Origin of the sequence: Streptomyces sp. S3(2020), assembly GCF_013044505.1 — a bacterium.
Taxonomy (GTDB): Bacteria; Actinomycetota; Actinomycetes; order Streptomycetales; family Streptomycetaceae; genus Streptomyces.
In genome coordinates this window covers 1-10,380 of record NZ_JABERD010000283.1, presented here as the reverse complement: position 1 = coordinate 10,380, position 10,380 = coordinate 1, and the positions used below count along the sequence as shown (strand labels likewise).

The window sequence follows — 10,380 nt, the reverse complement described above, 5'->3', positions numbered from 1 at the left end:
GGGACGTGTCCGTCGGTGCCCGGGCGGGGCGGAGGGAGTGCGGGTGGGGGTCGCGGGGCGGGGGGGTGTTGTGGGCCGGGGAGTGGTGGGCGAGGGGGAACGGCAGACCGAGGGTGCCGGCGGGGGGGGGGGTGAAGGCGGAGGGGCGGCGGAGCCAGATCGGGGGGCGGGGCGGGGACTGGAGGGCGCCGGGGGACGGCGACTGGAGGGGGCCGGGGACCGCGTGGATACGGCGGTAGGGGTGGCCGTCGGGGAAGTCGGCGTCCAGGAAGCGGGTCAGCTCCACCAGCTGCTCGGGGAAGTCGTCGGCGCCCTCGTGGAGGGTCTGGGTGCGGCGGAGGGCGGCCGCGGTGGCGCCGTCCGTGCCGGGGGCGCGGCCGAGGCCGAGGTCGATGCGGCCGGGGGCCATCGCCTCCAGGGTGCCGAACTGTTCCGCGATCACCAGCGGGGCGTGGTTGGGGAGCATGACGCCGCCCGAGCCGAGGCGGATGCGGGTGGTGTGGGCGGCGAGGTGGGCGAGGATCACGGCGGGGGAGGAGGAAGCCACTCCCGGCATGGAGTGGTGCTCGGCCACCCAGTAGCGGTGGAAGCCGCGGGACTCCGTCAGTTTGGCGAGGTCGACGCTGGTGCGCAGGGCGTCCGTGGCGGTGCGGCCGGCGCCTACCGTGACCAGGTCCAGTACGGAGAGGGGGACCGGGGCGGTGCCTTGTGCGGTGCCTCGGATTTCGTCTGCCGCCACGTGTTCCTCCTGCGTTTCGCCGTGCGGTGTCCGTTCGGCCATAACAGGAGGGGGGCTCCGGTTTATTCCTTCGCCCCCGCCGCCCCTACCCGTCCCATCCTTCTGGGGCTCCGCCCCAGACCCCGCTCCTCAAACGCCGGAGGGGCTGAGTTTTTCAGCCCGTCCGGCGTTTGAGGACGAGGCCCCTTCAGGGCCGAAGCGGGGGCGAAAGAAGCTTCTACACCTGGACGATCGGTTCCTTGGTGAACAGGGCGCCCAGCCTCGGTGCGTTCACCCTGCGGTCCGCCAGGCGGAGGGCTTCCCATACCGTGACTTGGTTCGCCGTGAGGACCGGTTTGGTGAGGTCGCTCTCCAGGGACGGGAGGTGCGCGGCCGTGTGCAGGGCCGTGTCCGGCAACAGGATCGCGTCCGCATCGGAGGTGTCCGCCGACCTCGCCAGGGCGAAGAGCTCCTTCTCGCCCCAGGTGCCGACCTCCGCCGCCGTGATGATCCCGGCGCCCCGCACCCCGGTGACCTCCAGGCCTCCCGCTCGCAGGAACTCCGCGAACAACGCCGCCACGTCGTCCGGGTAGGTCGCCCCGACCGCGACGCGCCGCGCCCCGAGCTCGCGCGCCGCGTGCACGAAGGCGAAGGACGTCGAGGAGGCCGGCAGACCGGCCGTGCGGGCGAGGCCGCGCACCTGCTCAAGGGCGCCCTCCCAGCCGTAGACGAAACTGCCGCTGGTGCAGGCCCAGACCACGGAGTCGGCGCCCGCCATGCGCAGCTCCTCGACACCCGCGGCCAGCCGTTCGGGCGAGCCCATCTTCAGCAGGGCGTCCTCGCGGTGGGCGTCCTCGCCGATGTCGGTGTGGACCACGTCGAGGCGGATGTCGCTGCCCAGCAGCTGCTCGATGCGCGGATAGTCGTCCTCGGCGGAGTGGCCCGGGTAGAGAAATCCGAGTGCGGTCATGACCGGCCTTCCTGCTGCTCTTCTTCCGGCTGCTGCGCCTGCGGGAACACAGGGCCGCACCGCGCCGCCGGATCGACCAGCGCCTGATACGGCCCTACCGCCCGGGTACCCAGCCGACGCAGCGCCGCCCACATCGTCACCTGGTTGGCCGAGAGCACCGGGATGCGCAGTTCCGCCTCCAGTTGCGGGATGACGTCGTACGTCGGGAGGTTGGTGCAGCTGATGAACAGCGCGTCGGCGTGACCGCGGACCGCCTTGTGGGCCATGGCGACGACCTCCCGGTACGGGACCTTCCAGATGTGCCTGGTCAGGCCCATGAAGGCACAGCCGCTGACCGTGACGCCCGCCTCCGCGACGTACTCCTCCAGGGCACGGGTGACCGACACCGTGTACGGCGTGACCAGGGCCACCCGGCGTGCGTCGAGGTCGGTCAGGGCCTCCAGCAGGGCGCCGGACGTCGTGACCGCCGGGACCGCGCCCGCCCTCGTCATCGCCTCGCACATCGCCCGCTCCCCCACGACCCCGCCGACGAAGCTGCCGGAGGTGCAGGCGTAGGCGACGACCTCGGGGGCGACGGCGTTCAGGGTGCGCACCGCGTCGTGGAGCGTCTCGTGCTCGCTGACGAGACGGGCCAGGTCGAGGCTGACCTCGACGGGGACGTACGGGGTCCTGGTGAGGTGGAGCGAGATCTCGTCCGGGACCCAGCGCCACAACTCGCGGTCCAGCGCGAAGTCGAAGGGGGCGACGACACCGACACCGCGCTGGGGGCGCGGTCCGCCCAGAAAGGAGACGTCCATGGCAGACACCGGCCTCACGGGGAGAGACAGGGGGACAACGGACCGTGCGCACGCCCGTGTTGACGAAGGTAGGTTCGGGTGCGAGCGTGGTCAATCCGCCCATGTCAGACGCCTGTGGAGGAACGGCTTCGGATGACCGCCCCCACCCTTCTCGTCCTGGACGCCGATCCCCTCCCCCGCCTCGGCAGTCTCACCGGCCGCGTCCGCGTCGAGCACACGGACGCCTCGACGCTGGCCGAGCGGCTGCCGTCCGCCGATGTCCTGCTGGTCTGGGACTTCACCTCGCACGCGGTGCGCGCGGCCTGGCCGGGCGAGGGGCCGCGGCCGCGCTGGGTGCACACGGCGAGCGCGGGTGTGGACCATCTGATGTGCCCCGAACTCGTCGCGTCCGACACGGTGGTGACCAATGCGCGCGGCGTCTTCGACCAGCCCATCGCGGAGTACGTCGCCGCGCTGGTCCTCGCGATGGCGAAGGACCTGCCCCGGACGCTGGACCTCCAGCGGGCGGGTGTGTGGCGGCACCGGGAGTCGCGGCGGGTGGCCGGGACGCGGGCCGTGATCGTCGGCTCGGGGCCCGTCGGGCGGACGATCGCCCGCACCCTGAAGGCACTTGAGATCACCACGGCCGTCGTCGGGCGCACCCCGCGCACCGGCATCCATGGCCCGGGCGACCTCGACCGGCTGATCGCCCGCGCCGACTGGGTGATCGCGGCGGCGCCGCTGACCGAGCAGACGTACGGGATGTTCGACTCCCGGCGGTTCGGGGTGATGCAGCCGTCGGCGCGGTTCGTGAACGTCGGGCGTGGCCGGCTCGTCGTCGAGGAGGACCTCGTGGACGCGCTGCGCAAGCGGTGGATCGCGGGTGCGGCCCTGGATGTCTTCGAGCACGAACCCCTCGGCCCCGAGAGCCCGTTGTGGCAGGTCCCCGATCTGATCGTGTCCCCGCACATGAGCGGCGACACGGTGGGCTGGCGGGACGAACTCGGCTCGCAGTTCCTGGAGTTGTACGACCGCTGGGCGGCGGGCAAGCCACTGCTGAACGTGGTCGACAAGAAGCGCGGGTACGTACCAGGGCACTGAAGGTCTCTGAACAAGCCGGAGGGGCGGATGACGGAGCTCACCGAACTGACCGCAGCGCAGCTCGTCGACGGTTACCGCGAGGGCGAGTTCAGCCCCGTCGAGGCGACCCGGGCGGCCCTGGAACGGGCCGAGCGGATCCAGCCGGAGGTGAACGCGTTCGTACGGCTGACGGGGGAAGAGGCGCTGGAGCGGGCGCGGGCCTCCACCGACCGTTGGCGGCGCGGTGAACCGGCCGGTCTCGTGGACGGCGTTCCGGTGACGGTGAAGGACATCCTGCTGATGCGCGGGGCGCCGACCCTGAGGGGCTCCAGAACCCTTTCGGAGAAGGGCCGTTGGGACGAGGACGCCCCTTCCGTCGCTCGGCTGCGCGAGCACGGCGCGGTGTTCCTGGGCAAGACGACGACACCGGAGTTCGGCTGGAAGGGCGTCACGGACTCGCCGCTGTCCGGGGTCACCCGCAACCCGCACGACCCTTCGCGCACCGCGGGCGGTTCCAGCGGCGGCGCGGCGGCGGCCGTGGCGCTCGGCGCGGGGCCGCTGGCGCTGGGCACGGACGGGGGCGGCAGTGTGCGCATCCCGGCGGCCTTCTGCGGGATCTTCGCGCTGAAACCGACGTACGGGCGGGTGCCGTTGTATCCGGCGAGTGCGTTCGGCACGTTGTCGCATGTGGGGCCGATGACCAGGGACGTGGCCGATGCGGCGCTGATGCTGGACGTCATCGGGGTGCCGGACGCGCGGGACTGGTCGGGGCTGGGGGCAAGTGCCGTGTCCTTCCGGGGAGTTGTCGAGGGGGGCGTGCGGGGGCTGCGGATCGCGTACTCGCCTTCCCTCGGCGGTCAGGTGCGGGTGCAGCCGGGGGTCGCGGCGGCGGTGCGGCGGGCGGTGGAACGGCTGGCCCGGCTCGGCGCGTACGTCGAGGAGCCCGACCCCGACCTCACCGACCCGGTGGACGCCTTCCACACCCTGTGGTTCAGCGGGGCGGCTCGGGTGGCGCAGCGTCTCGGGCCGCATCAGCGGGAGTCGCTCGATCCGGGGCTGCGGGAGATCTGCGGGCTCGGGGCGCGGTACAGCGCGCTGGACTATCTCGCCGCCGTCGACGTCCGCATGGACCTCGGCCGCCGGATGGGCCGCTTCCACGAGTCGTACGACCTGCTGGTGACGCCCACGCTGCCGGTCACCGCCTTCGAGGCGGGCGCGGAGGTGCCGAAGGGCTCGGGGCACCGGCGGTGGACGGGGTGGACGCCGTTCACGTACCCCTTCAACATGACCCAGCAGCCGGCCGCGTCCGTCCCGGTGGGGGTGGACGGCGACGGGCTGCCGGTGGGACTCCAGATCGTGGCCGCCCGGCACCGGGACGATCTGGTGCTGCGGGCGGCTCGCGCGCTGGAGAAGGTCACACCCTGCGGAAACTGAGCGTCTCCCCCGACGCCCCGGACCGCCAGAGGTCGTTGCACCCCTCGGCCATCTCCGTCAGCCCTTCCACCACCTGTCCCCAGACGATGCCGGGCACCCAGCCCACGTCGCCGTTGAGGAGGAGGTTGTTGCGCTCGTAGAAGAGCGCCAGGTCGACCACCGTCGTGCCCGCGCGGACCTCGCGGTCGTAGCCGTAGGACGTGGTGCCGAGTTCGGTGCCGGCGAAGGAGAAGTAGCAGAGGTCGCCGGGGATGGGGGTGACGGTCGGATTCTCCAGGGGTGGCTCTGCTGGTGCGAACGGTGGGAACAGGGCGTAGATCTCGTTGCGGGCGTATTTCGCGTGGTAGACGTCGCCGGTGAGCGGCAGGGAATCCCAGACGGCCGCGCAGGTCACGGGCGCGCGGTCGGTCAGCAGCTTTGCCGTACAGGTGATTCCCCGCTTGACCAGCGAGACTTCGACGTAGCGGTCAGCCATGCGTTCCATAGTGCATACATCGCATGCTCCCGGGTAGCCGCGCCGCCATGGCTCCACCGATTCGGAACGACAGAGACACACCTCGCACCACACGCCGATCGCTGCTCGCGGGGGTGGCGGCGCTCGGCACGCTGGGGGCGGCGGGCTGCTCGCGGGTGGCCACGGCTTCGACGGAGGACGGCGGTGATCTGCTCGAACGCCTCAGGGCGGCAGGTGTCGTACGGCTGGGAATAGCCGGCGAGATCCCCTTCGGCTACATCGACAAGGACGGCGAGCTGACCGGTGAGGCGCCCGAACTCGCGAGGGCCGTCTTCAAGCGGCTGGGCGTGGACCGGGTACAGCCCGTGCCCACCGAGTTCGGCTCGCTCATTCCGGGGCTGAACTCACAGCAGTTCGATGTCGTCGCCGCCGGGATGTATGTGAATGCCGAGCGCTGTGAGCAGGTCATCTTCGCCGACCCGGACTATCAGATGCTCGATTCGTTCATCGTGCGCAAGGGCAATCCGAAGGGGCTGCACGACTACCAGGACGTCGTCGAGAAGAAGGCCAGGTTCGCCACCGGGACCGGATACGCCGAGATCCAGTACGCCGTCGACGCGGGGTACGAGGAGAGCGACATCCTGATCGTCCCGGACCAGGTCGCCGGGCTGAACGCCGTCGAGGCAGGGCGGGCCGATGTCTTCGCCGGTACGGCGCTCACCACCCGCGAGGTCGTCAAGAAGTCGGCCAGGACCGAGGCCACCAAAGCCTTCGCACCCCTCGTGGACGGCAAGCCGCATGTCGACGGGGGCGCGTTCGCGTTCCGGCCGACCGAGACGAAGCTGCGGGACGCCTTCAACGTGGAGCTGCGCAAGCTGAAGAAGAGCGGGGAGCTGTTCCGGATCCTGCGGCCCTTCGGGTTCACGCAGGCCGAGATGACCAACCTCACCGCGAAGGAACTGTGCGGCGGAGGTGCGGGCGGATGACCACCGGACTCTGGGAACTCGTGCTCAAGGGCGTGTGGACGACCGTCCAACTGCTGTTCTTCAGCGCGCTGTTGGCGGCCGCCGTGTCGTTCGTCGTCGGTGTCGCGCGCACCCATCGGCGGTGGATCGTGCGCTTCCTCGCGGGCTTCTACACCGAGGTGTTCCGCGGGACCTCGGCGCTGATCATGATCTTCTGGGTGTACTTCGTGCTGCCTCTCGCCTTCGGCTGGCAGCTGGTGCCGATGTGGGCGGGGACGCTCGCGCTCGGGCTGACGTACGGCGCGTACGGCTCGGAGATCGTGCGCGGCGCCCTGAACGCGGTCGACCCGGCGCAGAAGGAGGGCGGGATCGCGCTCAGCTTCACGCCCTGGCAGCGCCTCAGGCTGATCCTGCTGCCGCAGGCGGTGCCGGAGATGATCCCGCCGTTCTCCAACCTGCTGGTCGAGCTGCTCAAGGGCACCGCGCTGGTGTCGGTCATCGGCATGGGCGATCTGGCGTTCAGCGGCAACCTGGTGCGCCTCGCGCTCCAGGAGAGCCAGGAGATCTACACGTATCTGCTGGTCGTCTACTTCGTGATCGCCTTCGCTCTCACCCGTCTGATGCGCGGCCTGGAGAAGAGGCTGAAGTCGGGGGTGGGCAAGGCGCCGCGGCGGACGGCGGCCGTGCGGGTGCCCGAGGGAAGTGGTGTCGCGTGAAGTGGGACTGGGAAGCGGTCGGCGACTTCATGCCGCAGTTCTGGGACGGGCTGCTGGTCACCCTCCAGGCGCTGGCGCTGGGCTCGGTGATCTCCTTCGTACTGGGCCTGGTGTGGGCGCTGCTGATGCGGGCGCCGACCCGGTGGGTGACCTGGCCGGTGGGCGCGGTCACCGAGTTCGTGCGGAACACACCGCTGCTGGTGCAGCTGTTCTTCCTCTTCTATGTACTGCCCGAGTGGGGGCTGACGTTCTCGGCGCTGACGACCGGTGTCTTCGCGATCGGTCTGCACTACTCGACGTACACGATGCAGGTCTACCGGGCCGGCATCGAGGCGGTGCCCGTCGGCCAGTGGGAGGCGGCGACGGCGCTGAACCTGCCGGTGGCCAGGACATGGCGGGTGGTGATCCTGCCGCAGGCGATCCGCCGGGTCGTGCCCGCGCTCGGCAACTACGTCATCGCGATGCTCAAGGACACACCGCTGCTGATGGCGATCACCGTCCTCGACATGCTCGGTCAGGCGCGGCTCTTCTCCCAGGAGCACTTCCAGTTCACCGAGCCCCTGACCGTGATCGGTGTGGCCTTCATCCTCATCGCCTATCTGGCCTCCCTTCTCGTGCGAGCCCTGGAGCGTCGTCTTGTCCACTGACATTCAGCCCGAGAACAACCCCGTCGACCGGCAGAGTCCCGGCGAGCTGATCCGCCTGGAGAACGTGACCAAGCGGTTCGGGACCAACACGGTCCTCGACCGCCTCGACTTCTCCGTCCAGGCCGGCAAGCACGTCACCCTCATCGGTCCTTCCGGGTCGGGCAAGACCACGATCCTGCGGCTGCTGATGACGCTGACCGAGCCCGACGAGGGGATCATCACGGTCGAGGGGCAGCAGCTGTTCCCGGCGCCGGAGAAGCAGGTCCGCGAGATCCGCAAGCAGATCGGGATGGTGTTCCAGCAGTTCAACCTGTTCCCGAACATGTCGGCGCTCAGGAACATCACCGAGGCCCCCGTCACCGTGCTCGGCATGTCCAGGGACGAGGCGGAGGCGCGCGCCCGCGAACTGCTCGACCTGGTGGGCCTGGCCGACAAGTGCGACGCCCGTCCCTCCCAGCTCTCCGGCGGCCAGCAGCAGCGGGTGGCGATCGCGCGGGCGCTGGCGATGCGGCCGAAGGTGCTGCTGCTGGACGAGGTGACCTCCGCGCTGGACCCGGAGCTGGTCGCGGGCGTCCTGGACGTGCTCCGGGACATCGCCCGCACCACCGACATCACGATGCTCTGTGTGACCCACGAGATGAACTTCGCCCGGGACATCTCGGACCAGGTCCTGATGTTCGACTCCGGGCGGATCATCGAGTCCGGTCCGCCGGAGCAGATCTTCAGCGAGCCGGCGAAGGACCGGACGCGGGAATTTCTCAGTGCGGTGCTCTGACTACAAGAGGTGAAGGGCCCGATTTGCGAGGTCCCGTCGATGGGGCATGACTTTGGCATATGCCAGGAGGTCAGCGTCCCTGCTGAGAGGGATGGAATCTCGTCAACAGGCCCTCACTTCAAGCCTCTTGCCCGTTATCGTAGAGAGGATTCGCTGTCCGGATTACGGCCCCAGTTGTAGAGCGACTGAGCGCAGGGGGAACACCGTGGCGCTGAAGCACGAGCCGACCGCGCCGTACCACTCGGCTCAGGACGCGCTACGCGTCCTGGAGACCGTGGCGCGGCAGACCACCGGAATCACCGACACCGAGCTCGTCCGGCAGACCAACATCGACCCGGAGCGACTGACCACGCTCCTGAGGATGCTGCGCCGTGAGGGCTACGTCGAGCAGGTCGCCGACGGCGCGTACGTCACGGGGGACGCGCTGACCCGCCTCGGCTCCGCCCATGACCGTGAGCAGGCCCTGCGCGAGACACTCCAGCGCACGCTGGACCGGCTGCGCGACTCGGTCGGGGCGGCCGTCTATCTCAGCCGGTACGTGGACGGCGAGGTCACCATCGCGCAGTACGCGGACGGGCCCACGACCCCGGTGGTCAACGAGTGGGTCGACTTCCGCTACTCCGCCCACGCGACCGCGCTCGGCAAGAGCCTGCTGGGCCAGCTCGACAACAACAGCCGCCGCGACCACCTCTCCCGGCACAAGATGGCCCGCCTCACCTCGCGGACCATCACCAGCGACAAGCTCCTGCTGTCCCGTCTGGAGTCCCAGCCGCCGACGGTGCCCCACCTCGACCTCCAGGAGTACGCGGTGGGCACGGTCTGCGCGGCCGTCCCGATCACCGCGGGTTCCTCGGTGGGCTGCCTCGCCCTCTCCCTCCCGGTCGAGCACGCCCACCGGCTCCGGCAGGCGGCGGACGCGCTGAACAGGAACGCGGCGCCGGTCCTGCTGAGCCTCGCCATCTGAACCCCACCCGCCGGTGGTCAGAAGCACGCCTCAGGACCGGGTAGTATTTTCTTCGTCGCCAGCCGCGAAGCAGGAGAAAATGCAGCTGGCGAGAGTTATGCGCCGCTAGCTCAGTTGGTTAGAGCAGCTGACTCTTAATCAGCGGGTCCGGGGTTCGAGTCCCTGGCGGCGCACTTCAGAGGGGCCTCTCGTGGGAGCGAGGGGCCCTTCGGCATGAAGGCACAGCATCAGCGAAGCCGGGGGTCGAATCCCCCGCGCGCCTCAGAAAGGCCACTCGTGGGAGCGAGGGGTCCTTCGATGTCTTTGGGGGTCAGGGGGCGGTATGTCCGTTCGCCGGGTGGGCGCCACCAGACCGGGTCCGGGCAGTGGAAGCCCTCTTTTCTCAGCAGTGCGCGGTGGATCTTGTTCGTCGCCGTGACCGGCATCCGTTCCACGACCCGGACGAACCGGGGTGCCATCTTCGTGCCGAGATCGGGCTGCGCGGCCAGAAATGCGGCGAACCCCAGCGGGTCGAAGCTCCCGGCGACCGCCGCCATGACCTGGTCCCCGGTCACCGGATCCGGCACCGCGTACACGGCGACGGCGCCGGCACCCTCGTAGCGCGCGAGGATGTTCTCGATCATCGCGGCGGCCAGGTTCTCGCTGTCGACGCGCAGCCGGTCGTCGGTGCGGCCCGCGAAGTAGAGGAACCCGTCCCCGTCCCGGCAGAACAGGTCCCCCGTCCAGTACCAGCCCTCGCGCCGCCGCTCCCCCTCCGCCTCCGGATTCCGCCAGTACCCCTCGAAGGGGTTCGGCCCCTGGTTGACCAGCTCCCCTATCGCCTCGTCGCCGTTGAGCAACTGCCCGGCCGGGTCGAAAAGGGCCGCCGGACACTCCTTGTG

Annotated in this window: 11 protein-coding genes, 1 tRNA gene and 1 pseudogene; 8 read left to right on the top strand and 5 right to left on the bottom strand. The window is 70.1% G+C overall.

Annotated elements, in window-relative coordinates; translation table 11 throughout:
• The 3 genes from HLK59_RS44655 to HLK59_RS44645 all read right to left on the bottom strand — a co-directional run.
• Window positions 1–739, bottom strand: a 739-nt coding sequence (locus HLK59_RS44655; protein ID WP_346779966.1) for an MsnO8 family LLM class oxidoreductase, incomplete at its 3' end; no start/stop codon positions are given.
• A gap of 217 nt (window positions 740–956) precedes the next feature.
• Window positions 957–1,688 (bottom strand): decarboxylase, encoded by a 732-nt coding sequence (locus tag HLK59_RS44650; protein WP_171147398.1) that lies wholly within the window; start codon window positions 1,686–1,688, stop codon window positions 957–959.
• Window positions 1,685–2,485, bottom strand: coding sequence for an aspartate/glutamate racemase family protein (locus HLK59_RS44645; RefSeq protein ID WP_171147397.1), 801 nt, complete (start codon window positions 2,483–2,485; stop codon window positions 1,685–1,687). The genes HLK59_RS44650 and HLK59_RS44645 overlap by 4 nt, the downstream gene beginning before the upstream one ends.
• Window positions 2,486–2,617: 132 nt before the next feature.
• On the opposite strand from HLK59_RS44645, the gene HLK59_RS44640 reads away from it, so the two are divergent.
• Window positions 2,618–3,565 (top strand): D-2-hydroxyacid dehydrogenase, encoded by a 948-nt coding sequence (locus HLK59_RS44640; RefSeq protein ID WP_171147396.1) that lies wholly within the window; start codon window positions 2,618–2,620, stop codon window positions 3,563–3,565.
• A 27-nt stretch (window positions 3,566–3,592) separates the two neighbouring features.
• On the top strand, window positions 3,593–4,978 hold the full coding sequence (locus tag HLK59_RS44635) for an amidase (RefSeq protein WP_171147395.1): 1,386 nt from the start codon (window positions 3,593–3,595) through the stop codon (window positions 4,976–4,978).
• Here HLK59_RS44635 and HLK59_RS44630 read toward each other — a convergent pair.
• On the bottom strand, window positions 4,959–5,453 hold the full coding sequence (locus tag HLK59_RS44630; protein ID WP_171147394.1) for a DUF3830 family protein: 495 nt from the start codon (window positions 5,451–5,453) through the stop codon (window positions 4,959–4,961). The two genes, HLK59_RS44635 and HLK59_RS44630, sit on opposite strands and share 20 nt — an antisense overlap.
• 47 nt (window positions 5,454–5,500) lie before the next feature.
• Here HLK59_RS44630 and ehuB point away from each other — a divergent pair, with 47 nt between their 5' ends.
• The 6 genes from ehuB (at window position 5,501) to HLK59_RS44600 (ending at window position 9,672) form a co-directional block, all read left to right on the top strand.
• Window positions 5,501–6,418: an ectoine/hydroxyectoine ABC transporter substrate-binding protein EhuB gene (ehuB, locus tag HLK59_RS44625; RefSeq protein WP_171147393.1), complete on the top strand. Its 918-nt coding sequence runs from the start codon at window positions 5,501–5,503 to the stop codon at window positions 6,416–6,418.
• Window positions 6,415–7,113, top strand: a complete 699-nt coding sequence (ehuC, locus tag HLK59_RS44620) for an ectoine/hydroxyectoine ABC transporter permease subunit EhuC (protein ID WP_171147392.1) — start codon at window positions 6,415–6,417, stop codon at window positions 7,111–7,113. Before ehuB ends, ehuC begins: the two co-directional genes overlap by 4 nt.
• Window positions 7,110–7,760 carry an ectoine/hydroxyectoine ABC transporter permease subunit EhuD gene (gene ehuD / locus HLK59_RS44615; protein WP_171147391.1) on the top strand — a complete coding sequence of 217 codons (651 nt, stop codon included), beginning with the start codon at window positions 7,110–7,112 and terminating at the stop codon, window positions 7,758–7,760. Before ehuC ends, ehuD begins: the two co-directional genes overlap by 4 nt.
• Window positions 7,750–8,535 (top strand): ectoine/hydroxyectoine ABC transporter ATP-binding protein EhuA, encoded by a 786-nt coding sequence (ehuA, locus tag HLK59_RS44610; protein ID WP_206328337.1) that lies wholly within the window; start codon window positions 7,750–7,752, stop codon window positions 8,533–8,535. Before ehuD ends, ehuA begins: the two co-directional genes overlap by 11 nt.
• Before the next feature lie 205 nt (window positions 8,536–8,740).
• A complete protein-coding gene (locus HLK59_RS44605) occupies window positions 8,741–9,499 on the top strand; it encodes an IclR family transcriptional regulator C-terminal domain-containing protein (RefSeq protein ID WP_171147390.1) in 759 nt (252 codons plus the stop codon).
• Window positions 9,500–9,598: 99 nt separating this feature from the next.
• A tRNA-Lys gene (locus HLK59_RS44600) sits at window positions 9,599–9,672 on the top strand.
• A 54-nt stretch (window positions 9,673–9,726) separates the two neighbouring features.
• On the opposite strand, the pseudogene HLK59_RS44595 reads toward HLK59_RS44600, so the two are convergent.
• Window positions 9,727–10,380, bottom strand: a pseudogene (locus HLK59_RS44595) (AMP-binding protein); the annotation flags it as partial.